Origin of the sequence: Streptomyces sp. NPDC059080 (assembly GCF_042739975.1) — a bacterium.
Classification (GTDB): Bacteria; Actinomycetota; Actinomycetes; order Streptomycetales; family Streptomycetaceae; genus Streptomyces; species Streptomyces benahoarensis.
This window is the reverse complement of sequence record NZ_JBHYGX010000002.1, coordinates 23,153-49,555: the sequence shown is the minus strand read 5'-3', so window position 1 is coordinate 49,555 and position 26,403 is coordinate 23,153. Positions and strand designations below refer to the sequence as shown.

The following is a 26,403-nucleotide window of genomic DNA, read 5'->3' as shown; positions in this document are numbered from 1 at the left end:
TGCTGTCCTGCTCTCGTGACGTGTGTATCGCTGAGGTGCCGTCAGATGTCCCGACGTGCGCTCAGGCGCTGACCTCGGCCAGGTAGTTCTGCGCGGCGGCCGGGTCCATGAACCAGTGGAAGAAGTCGCGCGGGTCGTCGAAGCCGTTGACGAAGCGGGCGGCGACACGGGGGTTGACGCTCGCCGCGCCGAACAGCTCCAGGACGTGCTGCGGCGGGGCGCCGAGCATCGCGTTGGTCCAGGTGGTGGCGGACTGCGCGGTGTCCCAGAAGCGGCCGAAGGCCAGCTCCATGAACGCCGCGTCGTACGGGCGGTCGCCGTGGTCCAGGATGCTGGCGAGGTAGGAGGCCGCGCACTTCGAGGCGTTGTTGGAACCCTGGCCGGTGACCGGGTCGTTGAGGACGACGACGTCGGCGAGGCCGAGGATCTGCGCGCCGGAGGGCAGCGTGGCGACGGGCTTGCGGACGGTCGGCGCGAAGCGGCCCGCGAGGGTGCCGTTCCAGTCGGTGAGCGCGACATCGGTGCAGCGCTCGGCCTCCCACGGGACGTACGTCCGCAGCAGCTCCAGGAACTTCGCCAGCTGCTGGTCGGGGGCGAGCCCGTCGAAGCAGTCGAGCGGACCGCCCGGGACGCCCTCGAAGAACATGATGTCGCAGGGGCCGGTGGTGGTGAGGCTGGGCATGGTGAAGTACTCGCCCGCACCGGGGATGACGTTGAAGCTGACGCCGGTGCGGTGCGGCAGCGGCGTCATGCCGGTGACGTACGCCAGGGCCAGCGCGCGCTGCGGGGCGTGGTACGGGGAACGCTGCGCGTCCCGCTCGAACAACCCGGCGATCTGGCCCTTTCCGGCCGCGACGATCACCAGGTCGGACTCGGCGGCGTAGCGCTCCAGGTCCCCGATCCCCGCCTCGCCGAAGTCGAGGCGGCCGCCGCGGCGCGCGAACTCACCCATCCAGAGCGGCATCTTGACGCGCTGGTCGATGGAGCGGGCGGTGGCCTCCAGACGGGCGTCGAAGGAGATCGCGCGGCCGCCCTGGCCGTCGGCGATGTTCACGCCGAGTCCGGCGATCGCGGGGCAGGCGTCGCCCCAGAAGTCGAGGCCGAGGTTGCGCTCGTGGGCCAGCGCGGTGCCGAACATGGCCTGGCTGGACATGACCCGGCCCTCACGGATCTGGTCTCCGGTGCGGTTGGAGACGATGGTGACGTCGTAACCGTGGTCGATCAGGCCGATACCGAGCTGGAGACCGGCCTGACCGGCTCCGACGATGGTGATTTTGCGCATGAAGGGGCCTCCGGGGTGCGGATGGTGTGCGGTAGGGAGCGGTGCCGTGCGCCGGTACAGCTTTTTTCGGCGACGCGGCGGCGTCAGCGGGTGAGCGTGCGGTGGTGCGGAAGGCGACTGCCCGCCGACGGGGGGATTCCGGCGGGCAGCCGAGGGAAGCCGGTTCACCCGGGGGCCAGAGGAGGGGTCCCGGGTCACCCGGCGGGCTACCGGGGCCCGGCCGGCCCGGCGAACCGGGGCAGCAGCGGCAAGGGCGCCGCGACGTGCGGGGGTACGGCCTCGGCGGCTCTCGCCGCGCCGGTCACGTGCGGCGAGCGGACGACGGACTGTCCGCTGGGCGGGACGCCGCCCTTGGCGAACGCGGTCCGGCCCGGCACTCCCTGCATCGTTGAATTCCCTGGTTTCCTTCTCGGGTCCGCGGCGGTCGGGGACCCACCTTGGTATGGCAAGATCATCTGCGCTATCCGGATCACGCGGGTCGCTGTCCCGATCGCGCATCTCGGCGGGGGAGGTTCCTATGTCCGCTGAAGAGCCCCTGCTCGCAAATCACCAGCTGTTCCATACAGCGGACATTTGGGAGGCGCGGGCCGAGGTCGGCCGCGCCTTCTGCCCGCACGACCTGCGCATCACGCAGCGCTCGGCGACACTCGACGCCCGGCTGCACGGCACCCCCTTCGACCGGACAGGTCTGTATTACCTCGATTACGGAACGGAAGTCCGGATCACGCCGGGCGACCTGGAGAGCTTCTTCCTGGTCCAGATACCGCTCGCCGGATACGCCGAGATCACCTGCGGCCGCGAGGAGATCATTTCCTCCCCCGAACTCGCCTCCGTCCCCTCTCCGACCGGAAAGCTGGACATGCGCTGGGGCGGCGGCAATCCGCAGCTGATCGTGTGGTTCGACCGCTCGTCCCTCGAAGCGCACCTGGGCAGCCTGCTCGGCCGCACCGTGCGCCGCCCGATCCGCTTCTCACTCGGTATGAACCTCACCACGCCGGGCTCCCGCTCCTGGCTGAACATCGTCGAGCTGATGCGCCGGGAAGCGGAGGACCCCGGCGGCATGACCAGCCGGCCCCTCGTCACCACCCAGCTCGAATCGCTCCTCATGACCCAGCTGTTGATGGCCCAGCCCCACACCTACACCCCGGCACTCCTCGGCGAGCAGCCGCGCGTCGCCCCGCTCGCGGTCCGCCGCGCCATGGAGGTCATCGAGGGGCACGCCGCCGAACCGCTCACCGTCGCGGAGATCGCGGAATGCGTCGGCGTCGGCGTACGGGCCCTCCAGGACGGCTTCCGCCGCCACCTCGACACGACACCCCTCGCCTACCTGCGCGAGGTCCGCCTGGACCGCGTCCGCACGGAACTCCTGGCCGCCGACCCGGGCGCCACGACCGTCACGGCCATCGCCTCCCGCTGGGGTTTTCTGCACCCGGGCCGCTTCTCCGTCGCGTACCGCCGGCAGTTCGGGGAATCGCCCTCGGAGACGTTGCGGTCATAAGCGGAGGCGTGAAGGCGGCGCGACCGGCACCGGGCGGAACAGTGCAGACCGGCGCGGAGGATCGCCCCCGACGACCCTGACCCCATGCCTCTTCGCGCGGGCCTCTAGTATCACTTCGCGTTCTCCGGCGGGCGCTGACGCCCGCTTGGCCATGCCCGCCGCCCAACGCCCGACACGACATGACGACGCCCACCGCATGGCGAGGGAGTCGAGCACCGAGGAGAGGAACGATCATGCGCGCCCGGAGCATCGGGGCGGCCGCCGCCACAGCATTGGCTGTGGTGGCCGCCCGCGACCTCATCCAGAAGAAGCACGCACTGCTCAGGAACTTCCCGGTGATCGGGCACGCCCGGTACCTGCTGGAGACGATCGGGCCGGAGCTGCGGCAGTACATAGTGACCTCCAACGACGAGGAGCGCCCGTTCAGCCGCGACCAGCGCACCTGGATCTATGCGTCGGCGAAGGGGGAGAACAACTACTTCGGCTTCGGAACCGACAACGACGTCGAGCACATGCAGGGGCACGCCTACGTGAAGCAGCGCACGTTCGCGGGTGCGCTGCCCGATGTGCACGATCCGCAGGCCCCGCTGCCCTCCGCCAAGGTGCTGGGCGGGCCGCGCGGGCGCGCCAAGGCGTTCCGTCCGGCGAGCGTGGTGAACATCTCGGCGATGAGCTTCGGCTCGCTCTCCGGCGCGGCGATCACGGCGCTCAACGAAGGCGCGGCGCTGGCCGGCACGATGCAGAACACGGGCGAGGGCGGCCTCTCGCCGTACCACCGCAACGGCGGTGACCTCATCCTCCAGATCGGCACGTCGTACTTCGGCTGCCGCAACGAGGACGGCACCTTCAGCCTCGACAAGCTGAAGGAGGTCGTCGCCGGGGCCCCGGTCAAGGCGCTGGAGATCAAGCTCTCCCAGGGCGCCAAGCCCGGTCTCGGCGGGATGCTGCCGGGCGCGAAGGTGACCCCGGAGATCGCCGGGATCCGCGGCATCCCGGTGGGCGAGGACTGCGCCTCCCCGTCGCGGCACACCGCGTTCCACGACGTCGACTCGATGCTCGACTTCGTCGAACTGCTCGCCACCGAGACCGGCCTGCCCGTCGGGATCAAGAGCGCCGTGGGGGAGATGGAGTTCTGGCAGGAGCTGGCCACGCTGATGGCGCGCGGCGACCGCGGGGTCGACTTCGTGACCATCGACGGCGGCGAGGGCGGCACCGGCGCGGCGCCCCTGATCTTCTCCGACTCGGTGTCGCTGCCGTTCCGGATGGGCTTCTCCCGCGTCTACGGCACCTTCGCCGAGCAGGGGCTGACCGACGACCTCACCTTCATCGGCTCCGGCAAGCTGGGCCTGCCCGAGAACGCCGCGGTCGCCTTCGCCCTGGGCGTCGACATGATCAACGTCGCCCGTGAGGCGATGCTGTCCATCGGCTGCATCCAGGCGCAGAAGTGCCACACCGACAAGTGCCCCACCGGCATCGCCACCCAGGACCCGTGGCTGGTCCGCGGCCTCGACCCGACCTCGAAGGCCACCCGCGCCGCCGTCTACCTGCGCACCCTGCGCAAGGAACTGCTGAAGGTCTCGGCCGCCGTCGGCGTCGCCCACCCGGCACTCATCACCGCCACCGACATCGAGATCCTGAACGGCGACTACGACGCCCGCACCCTGGCCGGTGTCTACGGCTACAAGGACGGCTGGGGCGAACTCGGCCCGCAGCTCGCGGAGGAGATCACGGCGTTGCTGACGGCGGGACCGGCCTCTTCCGGGAAGCCGGGGGCCTGACGCGGGAGGGGGCGGGCACCGGGCTCGCTGCGCTCCACGCCCGGCGGCCGGTGCCGTGGCTCGGCTCCGTGCGGTACGGAGCCGAGCCCGCCCGCCTCCCGAAGGTCCGCGCTCAGCCGGGCGACGGTGCCCGGGGACTTCGCGTCCCACTCCCGCAGCATCTCGGTCAGCGTGGTGCCCGGTGCGAGGGCGTTGACGCGGATGCCCTCCCACGTCGAGCCGCCCGGGCTGAGCGGTCCGGGGCCCGTGCGGGCGTCCCGGCCGGAACTCCGTCGGTGGACTGGCCCCGCGGAGGACCGAGGCGCCGGCCGCCGGATCGAGCCCCCCGTTCCGCCACCACCCCGCCCTGTTGCACAATCGCCGCGTGCCTGTCTCCGTTGCCGATCTGCTCGCCGAACCCTCCTTGCGGCTTCGGGCGCTGAGCAGCCACTGTCACGATGCGGACCGGCGGATCGGGTGGGTGTCCACGACGGAGCTGCCGGATCCGTTGCCGTTCCTGCGCGGTGACGAGCTGGTGATGACGACGGGCATGCTGGAGCGGGACGACGCCGGATGGACCCGGCTGGTCGAACGCCTGGCGGAGCTGCCGGTGACCGCGCTGTGTTTCGGCACCGGGCTGGTGCACCAGGAGGTGCCACCCGCCGTCGTCGAGACCGCCGGGAGAACGGGGCTGGCCCTCGTCGGTTCGCCGGTCGAGGTGCCGTTCGTCCAGATCAGCCGTTGGGTGGCCGACCGGATCTTCGCGGAGCGGTACGACGCGGTGCGGTGACGGGGTCGACGCCCTCGCCGCGGCCATCGCCGTCGAGGAGGTCGCCCGCGTGTGCGCCTCGTCCTCCACCATCCAGACCTCCAACAAGCTCGGGGTCGTACCGCTGCTGCTGGCCGGGACGGAGGAACAGCGACGCCGGTACCTCCCCGAAGTCGCCGCGGGCGAGGCGCTGATGGCGTACGCGATCAGCGAGCGCGAGGCGGGCAGCGACGTCGCCGCGATGCGCTGCCGGGCGGCCGCCGACGGCGACGGCTGGGTGCTGGACGGCGTCAAGACCTGGATCACCTCGGCCGGGGTGGCCACCTACCTCATCGTCTTCGCGGTCACCGACCCCGACGCCGGCTCCCGCGGCATCTCGGCGTTCGTCGTGCACGCGGACGACCCCGGCATCGGCTACGGCGAGCCCGAGCGGAAGATGGGCCTGAAGGGCTCGGTCACCCGCGAGGTGTACTTCGACGGTTGCCGGATCCCCGGCGACCGCCTCCTCGGCGAGCGGGGGAGGGGACTGCGGGTGGCGCTGGGGACCCTCGACCACACCCGCGTCTCGGTCGGCGCCCAGGCCCTGGGCATCGCGCAGGGAGCCCTCGACACCGCGGTCGGTTATGTGCAGGAACGCCAACAGTTCGGCAAGGCCATCGCCGACTTCCAGGGCGTCCAGTTCATGCTCGCCGACATGGCGATAAAGGTGGAGTCGGCCCGGCAGATGGTCTACGCCGCCGCGGCCCGCAGCTGTGCCGCTGCCCCCGACCTGACGTACTTCGGCGCGGCCGCCAAATGCCTGGCGTCCGACGTCGCCATGGCGGTGACGACCGACGCGGTGCAACTGCTCGGCGGTTACGGCTACACCCAGGACTTCCCCGCCGAGCGCATGATGCGCGACGCGAAGATCACCCAGATCTATGAGGGCACCAACCAGATCCAGCGGATCGTGATGGCCCGGAAACTGCTGCAGAAACGGTGAGCGGGCCGTCACATCGACCGGGCAGCGATCAACAAGGACGCCGAGGCCCCGATCTTCGAGCTGGTCGACTACGGCGTCGTCGGCGACCTCTTCCACGTCGTCCCGGCCCTGACCGAAGAGGTCAAGACCCGCAAGGGCTGAAGCCGGTGAGGGGGCGCGGCCCGCGTGTCACCTGGCGTCGGACGGGGCCACGCACACCTCACCGCCCGGGCGGACCGTGACCCGGAAGGACGGCTGCGGGGCGGTCGCCGGTCCGCGTACGACAGCGCCGTCCGTCAGCCGGAACACGCTGGCGTGCCAGGGGCACTGCACACATCCGTCGAAGAGCCGCCCGCCCGACAGCGGCCCGGCGAGGTGGCTGCACCGGTCGGCCAGGGCCAGGATCCGGCCGTCCGTCTCCCGGACGACGAGGACGGCCACCTCGCCCACCATGCGGCGTACCGCCTGCCCCGGCGGGAAGTCCTCCAGCTGCCCGATGGGGTACCAGCGGTCCGCCACCAGATGGGGCACCGGCGCGGCCTTGTTGGTGCCCGCGCCCTGCCGGTAGGCCAGGTGTCCGCCCAGCATGCCGCCCGCCCCGGCCGCTGCCAGCCCGAGGAAGCCGAGCGCCTTGCCCCGCACCGGGTGGCCGCGGCCGCGCTGCACCCAGGAGGCCGCGTACAGCCCGGTCGCCGTCGCGCCCGCGACCGCGTGCACCAGGCCCGTACGCCGTTGCTCCGCGTGCAGCTCCGCCCAGTCCACCCACCCGGCCAGTGCCGCGGGCGCCGCGGCGAGCACTCCGGCCCCCACCAGGAACCGGGCCTCGCGCCGCGCCCCGGGCAGGGTGTCCAGCGCCGCGGCGGACAGCCAGGTGCCGAGCGGCAGTTGGACGAGCAGCGGATGCAGCGGGTGGCCGAGCGGCAGCCCGTGCGCGATATCGCGGAAACGCCCCAGGGGGACGGCCCGCACCACGCGCGCGAGGGGAGTGGCCACCAGGTCGAGGCCCCTCACCTGCCCTATGCGGTCGAGGGCCCGCACCACGGTGGCGGAGAGCGGCGGCCGCTCGGACACCTCCGCCGCCTCGCGAACCCGCACGGCCCGGTCATGTCGAACGGTCGTCCTGCGCACTGTCGCTCACCCTTCCGCCGCGGCGGGGTCCCGTCTCTTCCACCATAGGGACCGGCATGGACGCCCGCATGACCGGCCGAGCGGCTCCGGGCCCCGGCTGTCAGCACCGTGGAGGGAGCGCGTCCGCCGGACTTCACTCCTCCGTTTCGTCCTCGGGCTCCTCGTCCTCTTCAAGATCCCCCTCGGCTTCGCGTGCGTCGTAGTCGTCGTCCTCCTCGCCTTGCGGTTCTCCGTCTTCCCCGGCACCTCCGGCTTCGTCCTCGTCGTCCTTGAGCCCTTCTTCGTGGCTGCGGACGACCTCTCCTCCACGGATCTCGCCGCGCCAGCCCTCGGCTTCCTCGTCATCGGTGAGGGTGACGTACCGCTGGAAGTGCTTGAGGTCCAGACGCAGGCGGCGACCCTGAGCACGCCAGATGTTGCCGGTTTTCTCGAAGAACCCGGAGGGGGTGTACTCGACGACGGCGATGACGCGCGTCAGGGCCGGCGCGAGTTCATGGAAGCTGATGGCGCCGTGCGTTGTCCCTTTGGCGCCCTCGGACGTCCACACGATGCGGTCATCGGGCACCTGCTCCTGCACGGTCGCCTGCCAACTGCGGTGGGAGAAAGCAACTTTCAGCTTCCAGTCACTGGCGACCTCGTCTCTCCGGGAGACGCCGGTGACACCCTTGGTGAAGGAGCTGAACTCCTCGATCTCGGTCCACCGGTCATACACCGTACGCAAGGGCATCCCGATGTCGACGGCCTCAACGATATTGGTCACCTTGACGCTTCCGGACTTTCCGCTGCCGCCCCCGAAGGCACTCGTGACCGAATCCACGACCTTGTCCTTCATCGTGCCGGCCTTTTCGCTCATGAATGCCTTGACGGGATTCTCGCCACCAAGCACCCGCTTCCCGACGTCGAGGAGATCACCCCCGCCGCCTCCAGCCGTGTTTTCGAGGCCCTGTGCGAGGTCGGTCAGCTTTCCGGTGGCCGACTCCATCATTCGCTGTCCCTGGGCCGCAAGATAGGCGGACAACTGCTCCTTTACCTGGTCCAGGCCGGAGGCATTCCTGTCCGTGGGGCTGCGCTCCTGTTTGGCCATGAGAGCTACCTCCTACGGCTGTTGGGGTGCGGGCGATTCTTCGCGGCTGCCTTCTTGGGGGACTTCTTGGCCGCCGCCTTTTCGGCCGGCTCCTTCTTCGCGGTAGTCTTCTTCGCCGCTCCGGCCGGTCGCTTCTTCGGGCGACGACGCGGTTCTTCCCTTTCTTCCTCCTCTTCCGGCTCCTCGTCTTCTTCCCACTCCCCCTCTTCTACCTCTTCGTCCGCTTCGTTCTCCTCTTCTCCTCCGTCTTCTCCTCCGCCTTCTGCTTCCCGAGGCTCCAGCAGTGTGTGGGTGCGCTGCTCAAGGGCGTCGGCAACGGCTTCGAGGCGGCGGTTCGCGGTGGCCGACAGGGCCGTGCGCCCGGCTTCCAGCACCTCGCCCCGAGCTTGCTCGATGAGGGGCGCGAACTGCGGGTTCTGCGCCAGTTTATGAACGCCCAGGCTGACGATTTCCCGTGGACTGAGTGGCAGTTGCTGGCCCGCCGCCAGGGATGCGAGGCCGATGGCCAGCTTTCCCTTCTTGGTCCTTCCCAGGACGTAGCCGGCCGCTACAGCGGCGATGAGAGAGACTTTCGTGCAGTGATCCATGAGTGCCTCTCAAGGACGGAGAGAACCGGTCCGAGAACGCCCCGGCGGAGTGGGTGTACTTCCTCCGCCTGAGCCTTGGCCCGACTTCCTGGATTTTTTGGCCCTCCTTTCACCGTCTATTCCTGTGGTGGCAACAACGGCCCGAGAGGCCCCAGGTCCAGATTGAGGTCCTGCATCGACAAATCGTATTGAGCGCACAGTTCCACCATGCGGCTGTGGAGGATCATCAATGTCGAACCCAGTCGCTCTTCCTGTTCCTCGGTGAGGTCTCCGGCCTCCACCCGTTGCAGGGCTTGGCGTTCCATGAGCTGCCGCAGAAGCTCGACGAGAGTGAGGACAAGCTTGATCAGGTCCCGTTCGACGGTATCGGGGTCGGCGGTGACCCGGTGTGCGGCTCTGTGTGCGTCCGGACCGGTGGAGGGGGCGATGTCCTGGGGTGCTGCCGGCAGGAGACGGAACGCGCGAGTGGCCGCGTCGGCGACATCGTCGAAGCGATTGCGGGGGGCGCGGCCTTCACCCCTCATGGTCGTCACGTACTGCGGGGACGGCGGCCCACGGGGCGGGGTTCTGCTCGCTGATGGAGACGATCAGCGCATTCAGGGAGACACGTACCAGGTCGATGTCGGCAATCGACAGCACGAGGTCACCGGTGAGGACCACGCCACCGCTGAGCAGCCGGTCCAACAGGTCGATCAGCGCGACCTGCCGGTCGGGCAACGGCTCTGCCGCCGTGGCCGGCGGCCCGTTCGCCGTTCTCATGGCGTGGCCCTCTTCACCGGCTCGGCGCCGAGGGAGGCGGCGAAGGAGTACGGGGCCCAGGGCCCGGTGGCCTCGACCCGCACGCCGGAGGCCCCGTCCGCGGTCCGCAGCACATCGGTGCAGAACCCGTCCGCGGCCTGCTGGGGGACGAGGTAGGCGTCATTGACGACGTTCTCTCCCGGCCCGCGGGCAAGGTCGCCCTGCTGCGGCCGGTGCTGGACCCGGGCGACCGCATGGCGGCGGGCGGCGGCCTCCACCTCCCGGCTCACCTGCTCGGCCTCCCGGTACGCGTCCTCGCGGGCGTGCCGCTGCGCCCTGCGGTGGCTGAGGTAGGCGCGCCCCGGACTCAGGCCCGCTTCGGTGGACGGCGCGGCGGGGCCTTCGGCGGCCGGGGGGTCTTCGACGTAGATCTTGACGCCCCACTCCACCAGCCCGGCCATCTCGGACAGCCGGGTGGAAAACGCCTCCCGGCTTTCCCCGAGCATCAGCCGCACGCGTTCCTCGTCGAGGTAGACCGTGGCCAGACGGAGCGGCAGGACCGTAACGCGGACCGCCAGCGCCTCGATGACGCGGTGATGGGCGCGGGCGACCGTCTCCAGCCAGTCCATGTCCTCCAGATGGGCACGCAGCGCCTCCTCCCGGAAGTCCTGTGCGGGCACCTGGCTCACCGCGACCACTACGTCATCGCCCTGCCCCGCCCGCACCAGGCGCACCGGCGCCTCCGCCACGCCGGGCAGCCCGGACAGCTCCGCCTCCAGTGTTCCGTCGTCGTCCCGCGCGACGGCGTACGCATACGTGACGGCCTCGGTCATGCCTCATCCCGCCTCGTGCCGCGCGTGCCGGTCCCGGCCCACTCGCCGCGTGATGCGTGGGACGTGAGGGAGTCGAGTTGACGGGCCTGGCGGCCCTCCGCATCCTCGGCCGGTGGCAGCTCGGTGCCTTCCCGCAGCGCCTCGACCTCGGCGCGCAGCCGCTTGTTCTCGTCGGCGAGCGAGCGGGACCCGTCGGAGGCCCGCGAGGAGAGCGCGGGGTCGTGCTCCCACCAGTCGATGCCCATCTCCTTCGCCTTGTCCACCGAGGCGACCAGCAGACGCAGCTTGATGGTGAGCAGCTCGATGTCGAGGAGATTGATCTGGATATCGCCCGCGATGACGATGCCCTTGTCCAGAACCCGTTCCAGGATGTCGGCGAGATTGGCCGACGAACCCTGGCCGTACGGGGCGGCCCTGGACGGGGACTCGCTCATTCTCCTGGGGACTGGCGATGTCACGGCCACATCACCTTGCATCGTGGTCAGGGTCGGTCTGGAAATGCGCCCTGATCTCTTCGAGCTGGTCCAGCAACTCGTCCTCGCGCCGGTCGAACTCCTCCTCGTCGATGTCACCCGCCAAGAACTGCCGCTCCAGTGCGACAAGTTCCCTTTCGACGGGCTCGGGGTCGTAGTAACGCTCCTCCGCGGCCTCGACCGCGCGTTCCATGATCCACACCACGCCACGCACCGGTGCCAGCGGAAGGGTGGCGATGTGCGTCAACAGGCCCATGAGAGGCTCCCTAGACGAAACTGTAGACGGGCAGCGGACCGCGCAGCCGTAGAGCGAAGTCGTCGCCCAGTTCCGCTGCGAGTTTCCGCACCGAGGTACGGAAACCCTCTTCGTTGTCCCGGGCCACCAGGAAGGACACGCTCAGAAAGTCGTTCCCGGCCGCCTGCGACGTGCTTTCCTCGCGGGCGAAGGGGCGCAACGCCTCGACAACGGAGGCGGCGAGCCGGCCCTGACGTATCTGAACCTCCTGCGCGACCAGTTCACCGAGGGCGAGCGGCAGTTCCGGGTTGTTCGCGCCGCTTCTGATCTGCTCGTTGAGTGCCCGTGCCTCGCCGGATTCCTCAAGAACCTGACGCAGCAACGCATCTTCGTCCTGGGCGGCCTTGAGGTGGTATTCGATACAGCCTTCCACGGCTCGCAGCCGTTCGGAAAGCGCGTCGGCGCGCTCCTCCAGTACCGCACGAACGGCATCGTCATCCGTGGTCGTGAAGCCGAACTGGAGGGGAAGGACCGGGCCGTCGGCCATCAGACGCTCCTGAACGTCCTGGTGCGCGGCGAGGTCACGGCGTTTGGGACGGAGATCCTCCGGGGCGTCGCTGACCACTGCCGACAGCTTTCCGCCGCGTACCGTGCGCAGCGTGGCCGGTGGGTCGCCCACACCCGGAAGGCCGTCCAGGCGTTGCGGGTGCGTGGTCGCGACAACGGAGTAGACGTACACGGCCATGGCTCACCCTTCTCGGTGCCGCGCCGGCCGACGCGTCGGCCGGGACTGCTTCCGTGCGGGTTCCCTTTCTCGTTCCTCCGGCTCCTCGCTGTCTTCGTGCCCTTCCTTGAGGGCCCCGGAAATTGCCTCCGCGGCTCCGCTCAGGGCTCCCTTGGCCTTGCCGTGCGCTCCGCCCTCGGTGATGTTGCCGACGAGATCCGTCAGCCCCTCGGGCTTCTTGGCACCGGCTTCCAGGTCGAGGCGGTTGCACGCTTCCGCGAAGCGCAGATAGGTGTCCACGCTCGATACGACAATGCGGGCGTCGATCTTGAGGATTTCGATGCCCACCAGCGATACGCGCACAAAGACATCGATCACCAGGCCGCGGTCCAGGATCAGATCGAGGATGTCGTACAGATTTCCAGAACTCGCCCCACCTCCTCGCGCCACGGTTCCTCCGCTTTGCGGCACGACAGTCACGGTGGCTCCCTTCCGCGGGCCCGTCCAGGTCTGGTTGGCCGCGTCGTCCACGTCCTGAACGGACCGTCCACGTCCTGAACGGACTGTCCACGTGGTGAACGGGCCATCGGGATGACCAGGGCAGGTCCTACATACGCGGGTCGATTTGTCCTCGGGTGTAGCGGCGGACACGCTCGTAGGACACCAGCTCACCCTCTTCGTCCAGGGTCACTCGGTAGCTCGCCAGCACGCTCGTGGTGCTGGGAACGCGCTCCAGCTCCAAGACCTCCACGGCCGCCTCCCAGCCCTCGTCGGTCGGCTTGACCGTGGAGACGCTTTCGGGGGCTCGCCCCAAGAGCTCCTGTAGCTGCTCGACCGCGTACCGCATGGCGTGCGCGGCCGTTACGCGGCCCTTCGCGGGTTTCCCGCCGGCGTCGTCAGCTCGGCTGTCGGCCTCGGCATCGCCGGACTGCTTGGCGACCCTTTTGCCGGAGGGCCGCCGGACTCGCCCTGTCTCGTCCTCTTCGTCTGCGGCCATGCTCCCGCTCCGATATCGGAGACGTCAGATGCCTGTATCAAAATACCTGCACCAAAGTATCTGTACCAAAATACGCAAACACGCCATTCCATGATACTCCGGCGCGTGCTGCGCTTCTCCGGCGCCTCAGGGGAAGGCGCTGTCGCGTCGGTCGCGTCGGGCGCGTGGAACACGCGTAGGCGTGCGAGCCCGCCCCACACCGACAGGAAGGACGCCAGCCATGACGACCAGCCCGCCCCCGGGTGCGGACAGTCCGACCGCGATCGAAGCGAGGACCGACCGGAGCCGGGACCGGTACGCGCTGCCCGAAGGCCATATCGCAGAGGCGGCCTCACCGTGGCTCCCGTTCGGCCCACAGGTGATGATCAAGCACCTGACGTTCGACATCCGCAGCAACTCGGCCGCGAACGTGCTGTGGGTGCAGGCCGGCGGACCGCTGGGCCGCCACCGTCACCGCGGCCCCGTCTCCGGCTACGTCCTCGACGGCAGCTGGCGCTACCTGGAGTGCGACTGGGTCGGCCGGCCCGGCGACTTCATCCGGGAAAGCCCAGGACGCACCCACACCCTGTGACCCCGGCCCCCAGGGCCAGTCCTTCCGGCGCGCCGCCAGCGGGAGGGACAATCCACACCGGTCCGGCACCGGGGTGGCGGCGTCCGGCCATGGGTGGTGGAAGAAGGGGAACTGCAGCAACGACCGCGCCAAGGTGTTCAACTGCCTTTACGGGTGGTACACGGACAACAGCTGGCGTCAGCAGGCGTGTTCACGCACCGAGACGCTCAAACCCGGTGGCGGGAGCACCCACCGCACGGCGGCCCGTCGTGACTGCCGTGGTACCGAGCGGACGTCGTGGCGCAACCACGTGGACGTCGACGTGATCGGCGAGATCGACACCGCCGAGAAGCCGATGAACCAGGCTGATGTGAACTGCCGGGCGTACTGAGGGACCGTGCCGGCTGCCTCTGAGGGGCAGCGGACCCGGACGGCGCGCCGACGCCGCCGTTCGACGACAGTTTCTGGAACGGGCCGCCCCAGCACGGCACGACTCTCACCGGCGAACTCGTGGAGTGGTCGTGTGAGGCGGTCGGCTGGCTGGCCGAAGCCGTCGCCGACTCCGCCGCCGGCCTCGGTGTCCACGCGCCCCTGCTCCTCACCGTCACACGGACCTGAGCCGGGCAGTTCTTCGCGCACGCCTCTCACCGGTACGGCACTTCCTGCTCCACGCTGACCAGGAAACCCTCCGCGGCGCATCCGCCCGGCCCCCGTGAAGAGCGCCCGGCGAGGCCGGTGCCCGAGCGGCAGGGGAGCCGCACCGTCATCAGAGGAAGCGGCGCAGGAGCCGGGACTTACGGGTGGTGAAGGGCGGGTAGGCGACGCGGAGGGGATCGGCGCGGAGGGGCTTGTCGAGGACGGACTTGGTGTGACTGAAGGTGTCGAGGGAGTGCTCGCCGTGGTAGCTGCCCAGGCCGCTCCCGCCGACGCCGCCGAAGGGCAGGCCGGGGACGGCGAGGTGTGCATTGGGGGCGCCGAAGGAGAGGGCGCCCGAGGAAGTCTCGGTCGTCAGGCGGCGCTCGGTGGCGGGCGAGGCCGTGAAGGCGTACAGGGCCAGGGGCTTGTCGCGGGCGGTGATGAAGGCGATCGCGGCGTCCAGGTCGGGGACGCGGACGATCGGCAGGACGGGGCCGAAGATCTCCTCGCGCATGACCGGCGCGTCCGGGTCCACGTCGGCGAGGACGGTCGGGGCGAGGTAGCGGTCGGCCCGGTCGTGGTCGCCGCCGGTGACGATCCGGCCGTCCGCGAGGAGTGCCGTCAGCCGGTCGTGGTGGCGTTCGTCGACGATGCGGCCGTAGTCGGCGCTCTGCGCCGGGTCGGTGCCGTACATTTCACGGATCGCGGTGGTCAGGTGCGGCTCGATCGCGGCCCCGGCCTCGCCGATGGCGAGGACGTAGTCGGGGGCGACGCAGGTCTGGCCGGCGTTCATGAACGTGCCCCAGGCGATGCGTCGGGCGGCGGTCGCGAGGTCGGTGCCCGGCTCCACGACGGCCGGGCTCTTCCCGCCCAGCTCCAGGGTGACCGGGGTGAGGTGGCGGGCCGCGGCGGCCATGACGATGCGGCCGACCCTGCCGTTGCCGGTGTAGAAGACGTGGTCGAAGCGCTGCTCCAGCAGGGCCGTGGTCTCCGGTACGCCGCCCTCGGCCACGGCCACGGCCTGCGGGTCCAGCGCGCGGGGCAGCCAGTGGGCGAGCGCGGCCGAGGTCGCCGGGGCGAGTTCGCTGGGCTTGACCACCGCGCTGTTGCCCGCGGCGATCGCACCGACCAGTGGCGACAGGGCCAGCTGCAGCGGGTAGTTCCAGGGGCTGATGATCAGGACGGTGCCGAGCGGCTCGCGCACCGTGCGGGCCCGGGCGGGTTGCAGCCCCAGCGGCACCGGGACGCGCCGCGGGCGCAGCCAGCGGTCGAGGTGGCGCAGGGTGTGGTCGATCTCGTTGAGGGTGAACCCGATCTCGGTGGTGTACGCCTCGGTGGCGTTCTTGCCGAGGTCGGCGTGGAGCGCGGCCGTGAAGGTGTCCTCCCGTTCGACCAGCAGGCGTCGTAGGGCGCGCAGCTGGTTCTTGCGCCAGGCCAGGGGCTTGGTGCGGCCGGTGGCGAAGGTGGCGTTCAGGCGGGCGACGGTGGCTGCCGCGTCGGCGGTCACCGCCTCGGTCGTCGGGGTGGACACGGTCTCCGTGGTGTCTGGGGAAGCACTCATACCGACGACGATAAACGAAACGAAATGTTTTCGTTTCGTATGGTGCTACGGTGGCGATATGGCCCGCACCACATCTGCATCTCGACCCGCCGGGACCGCGCCCGCGCCCCCTCGGGGCCGTCCCCGTGACGCCGCCCGGGACCGGGCCCTGCTGGACGCCACGCTGGCGGTACTGGCCGAGAGCGGATACAGCGGCCTGACCACCGCCGCCGTGGCCGCCCGGGCGGGCGTCTCCACCGCGACCCTCTACCGGCGCTGGTCGTCCAAGGAGGACCTGGTGGTGGCCGCAGCCGCCACCTTCACCGAGGACCCGCAGGGGCCGCCGGACACCGGCAGCCTCGAAGGCGACCTGCGCGTGGTGCTCCGTGACAAGGCCGCCGCCATGACCGGTGAGGGCGGTCGGCTGATGCGGGCCCTGATCGGCGAGGCGGCGCGCAACACCGTCCTGGCCCAGGCGCTCACGGCAGCCTTCCTGGAGCCGGTCCACCGGCGGGTGGCCGAGGTCGTGCGGCGCGCCGTCGAGCGGGGGGAGATCCCGCCGGCCGAGGATGCCGACCTGCTCGGAGAGGTGGTGGTCGGCCCCGTGATGAGCAGGTTCATTCTCACCCCCCGACCGCCGGAGCAGGTCGGCGCGGCCGCCGCGCAGGAGGCGGCGGACCGCTTCTTGCCCTTCGTCCTGCGCGCCGTGGGCGGCGGTGGCGGGCAGCCCACCTGAGGGATACGCCGGAACGCGTCCCGACCACGTCGTCGAGCCCCTCGCGAACGGCACCCGCTCCCTCCGGACCGTCGACTTCGAACCGAGCCCCCGCCTTCGCGCGGCCGACGGCGCCGACCGGCTTCCCGTGCACGGCCTTGCACGGTCTTCATGAAGCAGCTGGTCAACGAGGTGAGGCGGCGCTTCGGCGCGGCCTGACCGGGGACGGCCCGCGGCGCGGTGCGCGCCTGCGCTCGTTCACCGTGCGTGCGTGGGTGCGGCAGGCGGCCCCCCGGAGCCGTCGGGCCGGTCGAAGCGTTCGGACTCGACACGCTCCGCAGCGGCTGCGCCGACATCGGCCTGCCGCCGGTGTGAGATGTCCCCATGGCCACCGATCGGCCTCGCCCGGCCGTGTGGCCCGCCCGCCACACAAGCGGCGGGCGCCGTAGGAGCGGCGGGCGACCCGCTGAACACCGACGAACCGCTGAACACCGACGAACCGCTGAACACCAACGAGCCGATGAAGACCGACGAAGACCGAGGAAGAGGACGGGATCATGGTCGAGCAGGACGAGGTCGAGCAGGACGAGCGATTCGACGTTGTCGTACTCGGCGCCGGGCCCGGTGGCTATGTCGCCGCCGTCCGCGCCGCACAGCTTGGCAAGCGGGTCGCTGTGGTGGAGGAGAGGTACTGGGGCGGCGTCTGCCTGAACGTGGGCTGCATCCCCACCAAGGCCCTGCTGCGCAACGCGGAACTGGCCCACATCTTCACCCGGGAGGCGAAGACCTTCGGCATCAAGGTCGACGGGCAGGTCTCCTTCGACTACGGCGAGGCGTTCCGCCGCAGTCGTAAGGTCGCCGACGGCCGGGTCAAGGGCGTCCACTACCTGATGAAGAAGAACAAGATCACCGAGGTGAACGGCCGCGGCACCTTCCTCGACCCGCACACCCTCCAGGTCGCCGACTACGACGGCAACACCCGGACCATCGGTTTCGGGGACTGCGTCATCGCCACCGGCGCCACCCCCAAGCTGCTTCCCGGCACCAAGCGCAGCGCGCGCGTGGTGACCTACGAGGAACAGATCCTCGCCGAGGAGCTCCCGCAGTCGATCATCATCGCGGGCGCCGGGGCCATCGGTATCGAGTTCGCCTACGTGCTGCACCACTACGGCGTGAAGGTCACGGTCGTCGAGTTCCTCGACCGCATGGCACCCCTGGAGGACGCCGAGGTATCGGCCGAACTCGCCCGCCAGTACCGCAAGCTGGGCATCGGCGTCCTGACCTCCACCCGCGTCGAGACCATCGACGAGTCCGGCCTCCAGGTCCGCGTCACCGTCACCGGCCAGGACGGCGCACCACAGATCCTTGAGGCCGACAAGGTCCTCCAAGCCATCGGCTTCGCCCCCAACATCACCGGCTACGGCCTGGAGAACACGGGCGTGGCGCTCACCGAACGCGGCGCGATCGCCGTCGACGGCCGCTGCCGCACGTCCGTCCCGCACCTCTACGCCATCGGCGACGTCACCGCCAAGCTCATGCTCGCGCACGCCGCCGAGGCCATGGGCGTCATCGCCGCCGAGACGATCGCCGACGCCGAGACCATGGAACTCGACTACGCGATGATCCCGCGGGCCACCTACTGCCGGCCCCAGATCGCGAGCTTCGGCTACACCGAGTCCCAGGCCCGCGACCTCGGCCACGACGTCAAGGTCGCCACGTTCCCGTTCACCGCGAACGGCAAATCCCACGGCCTCGGCGACACCGCCGGCTTCGTCAAACTCGTCAGCGATGCCACGCACGGCGAGCTCATCGGCGGCCACCTGATCGGCCCCGACGTCACTGAACTGCTGCCGGAGCTGACCCTGGCCCAGCAGTGGGATCTCACGGTGCACGAGGTCGCCCGCAATGTGCACGCCCACCCGACCTTGGGCGAAGCCGTCAAGGAAGCTGTGCACGGCCTGGCCGGTCATATGATCAACATGTGACCAGCGAGGTCCCGTGACCTGCCGCGTCTGAGGCCCCGTGACCTGCCGCGTCTGATGGCATCGCACTGCTGAACTGCGCAGATGATCTTTCGGGTGTTTCCCGCTCATACCTCGTTGATGCGGCCGGAAGTCCCAGAAAAGTCCCAAGGGACTCCCACTGCCGGCGGCCACCCCACCCGCCGCCCTCGCACCCCTCCAGGCCCGGGTCCTCGCCCAAAGCAGCGAACCCGAGAGCAAGATCAAGACAACGTGTTAATGATCTGCGAGCCCTTATAGGTGTTCGGGCGGGGGCCAACGCGCGCCGTCACCGTGGGAACGCTTCAGAGGCCCGTTGACTCCCGCCCCTCTCTGTGCCTCCCGCCCCTCTCTGTAATGGGGGCAGCGCGCGTGGCGGCGGCATGGTGCGCGGGTTGTCCTCTCGGGCGTCCACCTACTCGAAACCGTTGACGACTGAGGCGCCTGCAAGTCGGAACTTGCACGCTTCGTGAGCGTCGCTGCTCCTTGGGAGCGGCGCATGGGCGGCGTTCCTGGCTCCACTTCCTCAGCGGCGGAGTAGGCACTCCTGTGAATGACGCGAAGGCGTGTGACGTTTGATCAACTGGCTCTGCATGCACCCTTGGCGAGCCCAAAGCAATGTGACATATTACCGCCGTGCTCATGAGACAGCCCTTGGATGTCGTCATCGTCGGGGCCGGAGTGGTCGGTGCCGCCTGCGCCTACTACGCCTCCCGGTCCGGACTGTCCGTCGCCGTCGTTGACCGCGGGTCGGTCGCCGGAGGCACCACCGGAGCGGGGGAGGGAAACCTCCTGGTCTCCGACAAAGTGCCGGGACCCGAACTGGAACTGGCTTTGCTCTCCGCCTCCTTGTGGTGCCGACTGTCGGAGGAACTGCCGCCGGACATCGAGTACGAGCTCAAGGGCGGCCTGGTCGTGGCGGCGTCCGAGGAGTCCCTGACGGTCCTGTCAGCGACTGCGGCGGGTCAGCGGGGAGCCGGAATCGAGGCGTGCCACGTCACATCCGACCGGCTTCGCGATGTCGAGCCCCACTTGGCACCGGACCTCGCCGGTGGCTGCCACTACCCGCAGGACGCTCAGGTTCAACCAGCCGTGGCAGCATCCGAGTTGTTGCACGCGGCTGGCCGCGCGGGGGCACGCCTGTGCCCGGGACAGGAGGTCATCGGGATACTCAAGGACCGGGAGGGTGCGGTGCTCGGGGTGCGCACCGCACGGGACGAACTGCGTGCCCCCGTCGTCGTCAACGCGGCGGGCGCCTGGGGAGGTGAGGTGGCCAAACTGGCCGGGGTGGACGTGCCGGTCCTGCCGCGCAGAGGGTTCGTTCTCGTCACCGAGCCGTTGCCGCGGCTGATCCGGCACAAGGTCTATGCGGCGGAGTACGTGTCCGATGTGTCGAGCGGGTCCGCGGCGCTGCAGACCTCGCCCGTGATCGAGGGGACCCCCTCGGGGCCGGTGCTGATCGGGGCGAGCCGCGAACGGGTCGGCTTCGACCGGACATTGTCCGTGCCAGTGGTCGCCAGGCTGGCCGCCCAGGCCGTTGGGCTGTTCCCCGTACTGACGGACGTGCGGGTGCTGCGCGCCTACCACGGATTCCGCCCCTACTTGATCGATCATCTGCCCGCGATCGGCCCGGACCCCCGGGTGCCCGGTCTCTTTCACGCCTGTGGCCATGAAGGGGCCGGGGTCGGGCTGGCCCCTGCGACCGGACTGCTGATCGCCGACGCGATCCGTGGGCGGCAGCCCGTACTCGATCTCGGCCCCTTCGCGCCCGACCGGTTCGACACCACATGCCATGTCACATGACGTGACAGTAGGGGGCGCGTGCGTTCCCAGAAGGGGGCACCGCGCCCTGTGAGAGGAACTCGGCGCCCCAAAGGTAGATCCCCCTTGGTGTGCCGGAAGAAGATCTCCGTTTCCCAGGAAAGGAACTTTGTGCCTGTTGTGCTTGATGCGTCCCAGGAGGGTTTCCTGTGAGACGCCCCCGTGCGCGTACCCCGGTTGAACTCGTCGCAGCCGAGCCCGAACCGGAATTCCAGCTGACGTTCGACGGACACCCGATTCCGGGACTGCCGGGTCAGAGCATCGCCGCCACCCTCTGGGCGGCGGGCATCCTGACCTGGCGCACCACACGGGTCCACGGCCGGCCGCGGGGCGCCTTCTGTGGCATCGGCGCCTGTTACGACTGCCTGGCCACCGTCAACGGCAGGCCCAATCAGCGCGCCTGCCTGATTCCCGCCCGCCCCGGCGACGCCATCACCACGCAGGAGGGCGACGGGCATGCCGCACTTGAGAGATGAACCTCGGTCACGGGACGGGGACCGCGCCGAACTCGCCGTGGTGGGCGCGGGACCGGCCGGTCTGGCCGCGGCCGTCGCAGCGGCCGATCACGGGCTCGATGTGGTTCTGCTGGACGCAGCCGTCACCCCCGGCGGTCAGTACTACCGCAGCCCGGCCGACGGACTCGGCGCCACCCGGCCCGGGGCCCTCCATCACGGCTGGCCCGTCTTCGCCGAACTCTCCGCGCGACTCACGACGCACCGCGCCTCCGGCGCGATCCGGCAACTCGCCGACCACCAGGTGTGGACGGTCGAACGAGCCGGGGACAGCAGCTGGACCCTGCACGCGGTCACCGGAGCCGGCGAACAGCATCACTCCGCTGTCCGCGCACGCCGGTTGCTGCTGGCTACGGGCGCCCACGAACGCCAGCTGCCTTTCCCCGGCTGGACACTTCCGGGTGTGGTGAGCGCGGCCGGCGCCCAGGCCATGCTCAAGTCCGGACTGGTGTTGCCGGGGAGCCGGATCGTGGTCGCGGGAAGCGGGCCGCTGTTGCAGGCCGTCGCCCTGTCGCTGACGCGCGCCGGTGCGAACGTTCCGGCACTGATCGAGGCGTCCGGTTACGGGGCCTACGCGCGCGCTCCCCGAGTACTGGCCGTCAACCCCGGCAAGGCGGCGGAAGGGGTCCGGTACGGGGCAGCACTGGCCCGCGCCGGAGTGCGCATCCTCAGCCACCGAGCGGTCACCGAGGTCCACGGCGACGACCGGGTGGAGGCGGTGACCGTCAGCCGGATCGACCGTCGCTGGCGCCCCGTGCCGGGATCCGGTCGCGAGATCGCCTGCGATGCGCTCGCAGTGGGACACGGACTCGTTCCCCAGCTGGAACTCGCCGTGGCGGCGGGCTGCCGTACGCGCGTGTGCGCCGACGGCACGCATGCGGTCGCCCTCGACGAGCAGCTCAGGACCACGGTGCCGGGGGTCTGGGCGGCCGGCGAAACCGGCGGCATCGGTGGCGTGGAACTCGCCTTGTGTGAAGGAGAGTTGGCGGCGTTCTCCATAATTCGCGCGGTGCGGGGCGGGGTACGGAGGAGCGCGGCGCGCAGAGCGATCGTTCTGCGCCGTTCCCGGCGTCGTCTGCGGGCCTTCGCCACGTTGAGCGGTGCCGTGCATCGGCCGGGGCCGGGGTGGAGCGAGTGGCTCACGGCCAACACGGAGGTCTGCCGTTGCGAAGAGGTCACCGCGGGCCGGATCCGTACCGCGTGCGAGGAGCTCGGAGCGGGTGACACCCGGACCGTCAAGCTGCTCACCCGTGCCGGAATGGGCTGGTGCCAGGGCCGGACCTGCGGATTCGCCGTCCGTGAACTGGCCGGCGCGCACGGACCCGGACCCGGCACCGGTGCGGAGCCGGACGGCCCCGACCGACGCCCGCTGGCCTGCCCCGTAAAGCTGTCCACGCTCGCCGACCTGGACGACTCCGGGTAGCCCACAGCCACTCTCCGACCACCCCGACTCCCCGGCATTGCCGACCGGCACTCCGACACGCCTCTGCCACTCCTCGGCGCCGCGCGCAGCCAGGCGCCGCCCACTCATCCGCTACACCGCGAAATACCACACCTCTCAAGGAGCCGCGATGCAGACGAACACCGACCCCCGCACCCGCCCCTGGCGCGGTGTCATGGTCGCCACCCCACTCACCCTGCGCGATGACCACACGATCGACTACGACGCCTATGCCGCGCATGTCCAACAGCTCATCGCGGCGGGGTGCGACGGCGTGGTGCCCAACGGGTCGCTGGGGGAGTACCAGACCCTGACCGATGGCGAACGCGAGCAGCTCGTCCGGGTCGCCGTCGAGGCGTCGGGCGACGGCAGCCGCGTCATGCCGGGCGTCTCCGCCTACGGCAGCGCGGAGTCACGGCGCTGGACGGAGCAGGCAGCGGAGGCGGGCGCCGGCTCCGTGCTGCTCCTGCCGCCCAACGGCTACCGCTGCGAAGATGCGGCGGTCCGCGCGCACTACGCCGATGTCGCCCGGGTCGGCGTCCCGGTCGTCGCGTACAACAACCCGTACGACACGAAGGTGGATCTGACGCCGAACCTGCTCGCCGCACTCCACCAGGAGGGCAGCATCGTGGCGGTCAAGGAGTTCAGCGGCGATGTCCGGAGGGCGTACGAGATCGCCGAACAGGCACCCGGCCTCGACCTGCTCGTGGGAGCCGACGACGTACTGCTGGAACTGGCGCTCGCCGGGGCCGTCGGCTGGATCGCGGGCAGCCCGAACATGCTGCCGTCCTGCTGCGTCGAGCTGTACCGGGCCGCTGTGACGGGTGACATGGCAACCGCCCTGCCTCTGTACCGAGAGCTGCATCCGCTGCTGCGGTGGGACTCCAGGCCGGAGTTCGTCCAGGCCATCAAGGCATCCATGGACGTCGCCGGACGCCACGGCGGCCGAGTCCGTCCGCCGCGCCTTCCCCTGTCCGAAGACGACGCGGCCGCCGTACGTGCCGCGACGGAGAAGGCGCTGGCCGGGGGCCTTGCCTGAGATCCTGTCGGGTGCCCTTCGGCCGGGGAACGGACGCGGCACGGCACGCGTGCGATTCCAAGCGCCAGGATGGCCTCGGATGAGGTCTTCGAGATCAGCCGTCGGGCATCAGGCCATCACCCATTCAGGCCCGCTCTTGCCCAACTACGCGGTCTCCACGTTCATTTCACCGTGACGAACCAGGGGGAGCCTTGCAGACACGTCACATATTCCATGCAGTCGACTCACACACCGAGGGGATGCCCACCCGCGTCATCACCGGCGGCATCGGCACCATTCCCGGGGCCACGATGGTTGAACGGCGCCGGTACTTCCAGGAGCACCGGGATGCCGTGCGCACCCTGCTCATGTACGAACCGCGTGGCCATGCCGCCATGAGCGGCGCGATCCTCCAGCCACCCACCCGGCCCGACGCGGACTTCGGCGTCCTCTATATAGAGGTTTCCGGATTTCTGCCGATGTGCGGGCACGGCACCATCGGAGTGGCGACCGTTCTGGTGGAGACCGGCATGGTCGAGGTCACCGAACCCGTCACCACCGTACGGCTGGACACTCCGGCCGGACTCGTCAGCGTGGACGTCCAGGTGAGGGACGGCGCGGCCACCGCCGTCACCCTGACCAACGTTCCGGCGTTCAGCGTTGCTCTCGAACGGACGGTGGACGTACCCGGCTACGGGCCGATGCGCTACGACCTCGCCTACGGCGGCAACTTCTACGCGATGGTGCACCTATCCGACCTCGGGCTGCCCTTCGACCGGGCACGCAAGGACGACATCTTGGCAGCCGGACTCGCCCTGATGGACGTGGTCAACGCCATCGATCGGCCCGTCCATCCGGAGGATCCCGGCATTCACGGACTCAAGCACGTGCAGTTCATCGCCCCCGGATCCGATGCCCGCCACTCCCGGCATGCCATGGCGATCCACCCCGGGTGGTTCGACCGGTCGCCCTGCGGAACTGGTACGTCGGCACGCATGGCGCAATTGCACGCACGCGGTGAACTGCCCCTGGGCGCCGACTTCGTGAACGAGTCCTTCATCGGGACCTCCTTCACCGGGCGGCTCGTCGAGAAGACCACCGTGGCCGGGCTGCCCGCTGTCGTCCCGACCGTCACGGGCCGCGCCTGGATCACCGGCACTGCACAATTCTTCCTGGACCCGTCCGATCCTTTCCCCGAAGGGTTCCTGCTGTGAATCTGCCCCTGCTCGGCGCCGACGACATCGAGGCATTGGGGCCTTCCGGAGCCGTGGACGCCCTGGAGGCGGCGCTGAGCGGGGGACTCGATCCGGAGAGGTCCCCGGCCCGGCACCATGTCAACGTGCCCGGCGGGGAACTGCTGATCATGCCCGCCGCCACCCGACAGGTGACCGGTGTGAAGATCGCTGGAGTCGCCCCCGGCAACCCGGCACACGGCCTGCCTCGGATCACCGGAAGCTACCTGCTGCTCGACGGCCCCACCCTGCTGCCGCTCGCCCTGCTCGACGGGCCCGCGCTCACCACGCTGCGCACGCCGGCGGTGTCCGCACTCGCGATCCGGCATCTCACCGACCCCGTCCTGCACCATCTGGTGCTCTTCGGAACCGGACCCCAGGCGTACGGACACCTTGCCGCGGTGCTTGCGGAACGGCGGGTCGAACGGGTCACCGTGATCGGCCGCACCCCGCACCGGGTCGCCGCGCTGGTCGAGCAGGCTCGCCGGCTCGGCGTGGATGCCCGTGCGGGCGAGGCGCAAAGGGCCGCGGAGGTGGCCACGGCCGATCTGGTGCTCTGCTGCACCGCGTCCGCAACCCCGCTCTTCGACGGCGCTCTCGTACCGGACGGGGCGACGGTCGTCGCGGTCGGCTCGCACACCCCGGGCGCCCGGGAGGCCGACACCGCTCTGGTGTCACGCTCCGCCGTGATCGTCGAATCGAGGGCGGCAGCCCTGTCGGAGGCGGGCGATCTGCTGATCCCGATGGCGGAAGGAGCTTTCAGTGCCGAGGGCATCGCGGGCAACCTCGCGGACCTGGTGGCCGGCCGGGTCCTCGGTGTGAAGACGACTGTCTTTGAGGGCCCCCGGTTCTTCAAGAGCGTCGGAATGGGCTGGGAAGACCTCGTGGTCGCCGCGGCGGTGCACCGGAATTCAGCGCCCTGACCGAGTTGTCCACAGGCAGGGAACGGCAGGCCCCAGTGGAAACGTGACATTGTATTCTGAGGGCCCGTACGGCGCTGGAGGAACACATATGGCCCGCCTGGCGACGCTCAACGCCATCTCGGCGCAAGAGCACTTGCGCGACAGAGTGGCGAATGCCCTCAGAGCGGCCCTGATCGCGGGGGACCTCCGTCCGGGCGTGATCTACTCCGCTCCCACTCTCGCCGCAGAGTTCGGGGTGTCCGCCACCCCGGTCCGTGAGGCCATGCTCGACCTGGCGCGTGAGGGCCTGGTCGAAGCGGTCCGCAACAAGGGCTTTCGGATCACCGAGTTGACCGAACAGGACCTCGACGACTTCACCGAGCTCCGCGCCATGATCGAGGTACCCACTGTCGGTCGCATCGCCCGGATGGGCAAGACCAGGGAGCTGAAGGCGCTACGGCCGCTTGCCCTGGCGATCGTCACCGCGGCCGCCGAGCACGACATCATCGGCTACCTGGAGGCGGACCGTCGCTTCCATCTCGAACTGCTCGGATTGGCCGGCAATCGCAGGCTGGTGGAGGAAGTGAGCAGCCTGCGCAAGCGGTCGCGCCTCTTCGGGCTGAACCGGCTCGCAGAAACCGGGCAGTTGACCGCATCGGCCGAGGAACACGTCCAACTGCTCGACCTCGTGATCGCTGGTGACGCCCAGCGTGCCGAGACCTGCATGCTGACCCACATGTCACATGTCAGGTCGCTCTGGGCCGACGAGGAGGACGCCGACACGGGCGCGGAAGGTATCCGGATCAGAGGGGTGTCGTTGCCGGCCGCCGAGGCATGAACCGCCGGCCCGGCTCCGGAGCCCCGGGGGCTCCCGCCCCGGGGGGGGGGGGGGGGCCCCCGCGGCGGGGCCCCCCGGGGGGCGGGCGGGGGGCGGCGCTGGGGGCGGGCGGGCGCGGGCCCACCGACAGGA

At 70.1% G+C, this 26,403-nt stretch carries 28 protein-coding genes and 2 pseudogenes; 16 read left to right on the top strand and 14 right to left on the bottom strand.

From position 1 onward, the window contains the following. Positions 1 to 61: 61 nt before the first annotated feature. Together ACFWWQ_RS01550 and ACFWWQ_RS01545 are read right to left on the bottom strand one after the other, a co-directional pair. The gene (locus ACFWWQ_RS01550) at positions 62 to 1,282 is read right to left on the bottom strand and encodes a styrene monooxygenase/indole monooxygenase family protein (RefSeq protein ID WP_384588306.1); all 1,221 of its coding nucleotides are present in this window, start codon (positions 1,280 to 1,282) and stop codon (positions 62 to 64) included. A gap of 206 nt (positions 1,283 to 1,488) precedes the next feature. Further along, on the bottom strand, positions 1,489 to 1,668 hold the full coding sequence (locus ACFWWQ_RS01545) for a hypothetical protein (protein ID WP_384588303.1): 180 nt from the start codon (positions 1,666 to 1,668) through the stop codon (positions 1,489 to 1,491). A 131-nt stretch (positions 1,669 to 1,799) separates the two neighbouring features. On the opposite strand from ACFWWQ_RS01545, the gene ACFWWQ_RS01540 reads away from it, so the two are divergent. The 5 genes and pseudogenes from ACFWWQ_RS01540 to ACFWWQ_RS01520 form a co-directional block, all read left to right on the top strand. Further along, positions 1,800 to 2,780: an AraC family transcriptional regulator gene (locus tag ACFWWQ_RS01540; RefSeq protein ID WP_384588300.1), complete on the top strand. Its 981-nt coding sequence runs from the start codon at positions 1,800 to 1,802 to the stop codon at positions 2,778 to 2,780. 233 nt (positions 2,781 to 3,013) lie between these two features. Then, on the top strand, positions 3,014 to 4,558 hold the full coding sequence (locus ACFWWQ_RS01535) for an FMN-binding glutamate synthase family protein (RefSeq protein ID WP_384588297.1): 1,545 nt from the start codon (positions 3,014 to 3,016) through the stop codon (positions 4,556 to 4,558). A gap of 364 nt (positions 4,559 to 4,922) precedes the next feature. Beyond that, entirely contained in the window at positions 4,923 to 5,327 is a 405-nt protein-coding gene (locus tag ACFWWQ_RS01530) for a PucR family transcriptional regulator ligand-binding domain-containing protein (RefSeq protein WP_384588294.1), read from the top strand. Further along, positions 5,323 to 6,288 (top strand): annotated as a pseudogene (locus ACFWWQ_RS01525) (acyl-CoA dehydrogenase family protein); the annotation flags it as partial. The gene ACFWWQ_RS01530 and the pseudogene ACFWWQ_RS01525, both read left to right, overlap by 5 nt. 24 nt (positions 6,289 to 6,312) lie before the next feature. After that, positions 6,313 to 6,429 (top strand): annotated as a pseudogene (locus tag ACFWWQ_RS01520) (electron transfer flavoprotein subunit alpha/FixB family protein); the annotation flags it as partial. A 27-nt stretch (positions 6,430 to 6,456) separates the two neighbouring features. On the opposite strand, the gene ACFWWQ_RS01515 reads toward ACFWWQ_RS01520, so the two are convergent. The 11 genes from ACFWWQ_RS01515 to ACFWWQ_RS01465 form a co-directional block, all read right to left on the bottom strand. After that, the gene (locus tag ACFWWQ_RS01515) at positions 6,457 to 7,362 is read right to left on the bottom strand and encodes a Rieske 2Fe-2S domain-containing protein (RefSeq protein WP_384588291.1); all 906 of its coding nucleotides are present in this window, start codon (positions 7,360 to 7,362) and stop codon (positions 6,457 to 6,459) included. Between the two features lie 166 nt (positions 7,363 to 7,528). Then, positions 7,529 to 8,479: an SRPBCC family protein gene (locus ACFWWQ_RS01510; RefSeq protein ID WP_384588288.1), complete on the bottom strand. Its 951-nt coding sequence runs from the start codon at positions 8,477 to 8,479 to the stop codon at positions 7,529 to 7,531. A 5-nt stretch (positions 8,480 to 8,484) separates the two neighbouring features. Next, complete coding sequence (locus ACFWWQ_RS01505) at positions 8,485 to 9,066, bottom strand: hypothetical protein (RefSeq protein WP_384588285.1); 582 nt, start codon at positions 9,064 to 9,066, stop codon at positions 8,485 to 8,487. A 116-nt stretch (positions 9,067 to 9,182) separates the two neighbouring features. Then, positions 9,183 to 9,590 (bottom strand): gas vesicle protein K, encoded by a 408-nt coding sequence (locus ACFWWQ_RS01500; RefSeq protein ID WP_384588849.1) that lies wholly within the window; start codon positions 9,588 to 9,590, stop codon positions 9,183 to 9,185. Continuing rightward, positions 9,580 to 9,825 (bottom strand): gas vesicle protein, encoded by a 246-nt coding sequence (locus ACFWWQ_RS01495; protein ID WP_384588282.1) that lies wholly within the window; start codon positions 9,823 to 9,825, stop codon positions 9,580 to 9,582. The genes ACFWWQ_RS01500 and ACFWWQ_RS01495 overlap by 11 nt, the downstream gene beginning before the upstream one ends. Further along, positions 9,822 to 10,637, bottom strand: a complete 816-nt coding sequence (locus ACFWWQ_RS01490; protein ID WP_384588279.1) for a GvpL/GvpF family gas vesicle protein — start codon at positions 10,635 to 10,637, stop codon at positions 9,822 to 9,824. Before ACFWWQ_RS01490 ends, ACFWWQ_RS01495 begins: the two co-directional genes overlap by 4 nt. Then, the gene (locus tag ACFWWQ_RS01485) at positions 10,634 to 11,071 is read right to left on the bottom strand and encodes a gas vesicle protein (protein WP_384588276.1); all 438 of its coding nucleotides are present in this window, start codon (positions 11,069 to 11,071) and stop codon (positions 10,634 to 10,636) included. The genes ACFWWQ_RS01490 and ACFWWQ_RS01485 overlap by 4 nt, the downstream gene beginning before the upstream one ends. 31 nt (positions 11,072 to 11,102) lie before the next feature. After that, positions 11,103 to 11,366, bottom strand: coding sequence for a gas vesicle protein GvpG (locus tag ACFWWQ_RS01480; protein ID WP_143939554.1), 264 nt, complete (start codon positions 11,364 to 11,366; stop codon positions 11,103 to 11,105). Between the two features lie 10 nt (positions 11,367 to 11,376). Beyond that, entirely contained in the window at positions 11,377 to 12,090 is a 714-nt protein-coding gene (locus ACFWWQ_RS01475; RefSeq protein ID WP_384588273.1) for a GvpL/GvpF family gas vesicle protein, read from the bottom strand. A 3-nt stretch (positions 12,091 to 12,093) separates the two neighbouring features. Continuing rightward, on the bottom strand, positions 12,094 to 12,549 hold the full coding sequence (locus ACFWWQ_RS01470; protein ID WP_384588270.1) for a gas vesicle structural protein GvpA: 456 nt from the start codon (positions 12,547 to 12,549) through the stop codon (positions 12,094 to 12,096). 127 nt (positions 12,550 to 12,676) lie between these two features. Continuing rightward, a complete protein-coding gene (locus ACFWWQ_RS01465; RefSeq protein WP_384588267.1) occupies positions 12,677 to 13,066 on the bottom strand; it encodes a gas vesicle protein in 390 nt (129 codons plus the stop codon). A gap of 220 nt (positions 13,067 to 13,286) precedes the next feature. Between ACFWWQ_RS01465 and ACFWWQ_RS01460 the strand changes: the two genes are divergently transcribed. Next, positions 13,287 to 13,637, top strand: a complete 351-nt coding sequence (locus ACFWWQ_RS01460) for a 2,4'-dihydroxyacetophenone dioxygenase family protein (RefSeq protein WP_384588264.1) — start codon at positions 13,287 to 13,289, stop codon at positions 13,635 to 13,637. A gap of 73 nt (positions 13,638 to 13,710) precedes the next feature. Continuing rightward, positions 13,711 to 14,007 carry a hypothetical protein gene (locus ACFWWQ_RS01455; protein ID WP_384588261.1) on the top strand — a complete coding sequence of 99 codons (297 nt, stop codon included), beginning with the start codon at positions 13,711 to 13,713 and terminating at the stop codon, positions 14,005 to 14,007. 375 nt (positions 14,008 to 14,382) lie between these two features. Here ACFWWQ_RS01455 and ACFWWQ_RS01450 read toward each other — a convergent pair whose 3' ends face one another. Continuing rightward, positions 14,383 to 15,813: an aldehyde dehydrogenase family protein gene (locus ACFWWQ_RS01450; RefSeq protein WP_384588258.1), complete on the bottom strand. Its 1,431-nt coding sequence runs from the start codon at positions 15,811 to 15,813 to the stop codon at positions 14,383 to 14,385. A 58-nt stretch (positions 15,814 to 15,871) separates the two neighbouring features. Here ACFWWQ_RS01450 and ACFWWQ_RS01445 point away from each other — a divergent pair, with 58 nt between their 5' ends. The 9 genes from ACFWWQ_RS01445 to ACFWWQ_RS01405 all read left to right on the top strand — a co-directional run bounded on the left by ACFWWQ_RS01445 (position 15,872) and on the right by ACFWWQ_RS01405 (position 26,271). Continuing rightward, positions 15,872 to 16,528 (top strand): TetR/AcrR family transcriptional regulator, encoded by a 657-nt coding sequence (locus ACFWWQ_RS01445; protein ID WP_384588255.1) that lies wholly within the window; start codon positions 15,872 to 15,874, stop codon positions 16,526 to 16,528. A 536-nt stretch (positions 16,529 to 17,064) separates the two neighbouring features. Then, positions 17,065 to 18,492, top strand: a complete 1,428-nt coding sequence (gene lpdA, locus ACFWWQ_RS01440; RefSeq protein WP_384588252.1) for a dihydrolipoyl dehydrogenase — start codon at positions 17,065 to 17,067, stop codon at positions 18,490 to 18,492. Between the two features lie 651 nt (positions 18,493 to 19,143). Beyond that, complete coding sequence (locus ACFWWQ_RS01435; RefSeq protein WP_384588249.1) at positions 19,144 to 20,310, top strand: NAD(P)/FAD-dependent oxidoreductase; 1,167 nt, start codon at positions 19,144 to 19,146, stop codon at positions 20,308 to 20,310. A 167-nt stretch (positions 20,311 to 20,477) separates the two neighbouring features. Then, a complete protein-coding gene (locus ACFWWQ_RS01430) occupies positions 20,478 to 20,804 on the top strand; it encodes a (2Fe-2S)-binding protein (protein WP_384588246.1) in 327 nt (108 codons plus the stop codon). After that, entirely contained in the window at positions 20,785 to 22,263 is a 1,479-nt protein-coding gene (locus ACFWWQ_RS01425; protein WP_384588243.1) for an NAD(P)/FAD-dependent oxidoreductase, read from the top strand. Before ACFWWQ_RS01430 ends, ACFWWQ_RS01425 begins: the two co-directional genes overlap by 20 nt. Before the next feature lie 148 nt (positions 22,264 to 22,411). After that, positions 22,412 to 23,320 carry a dihydrodipicolinate synthase family protein gene (locus ACFWWQ_RS01420; protein ID WP_384588240.1) on the top strand — a complete coding sequence of 303 codons (909 nt, stop codon included), beginning with the start codon at positions 22,412 to 22,414 and terminating at the stop codon, positions 23,318 to 23,320. 191 nt (positions 23,321 to 23,511) lie between these two features. Beyond that, complete coding sequence (locus tag ACFWWQ_RS01415; protein ID WP_384588237.1) at positions 23,512 to 24,513, top strand: proline racemase family protein; 1,002 nt, start codon at positions 23,512 to 23,514, stop codon at positions 24,511 to 24,513. Further along, complete coding sequence (locus ACFWWQ_RS01410) at positions 24,510 to 25,454, top strand: ornithine cyclodeaminase family protein (protein ID WP_384588233.1); 945 nt, start codon at positions 24,510 to 24,512, stop codon at positions 25,452 to 25,454. The genes ACFWWQ_RS01415 and ACFWWQ_RS01410 overlap by 4 nt, the downstream gene beginning before the upstream one ends. An 88-nt stretch (positions 25,455 to 25,542) precedes the next feature. Next, complete coding sequence (locus tag ACFWWQ_RS01405; RefSeq protein WP_384588231.1) at positions 25,543 to 26,271, top strand: GntR family transcriptional regulator; 729 nt, start codon at positions 25,543 to 25,545, stop codon at positions 26,269 to 26,271. Positions 26,272 to 26,403: the final 132 nt, after the last annotated feature.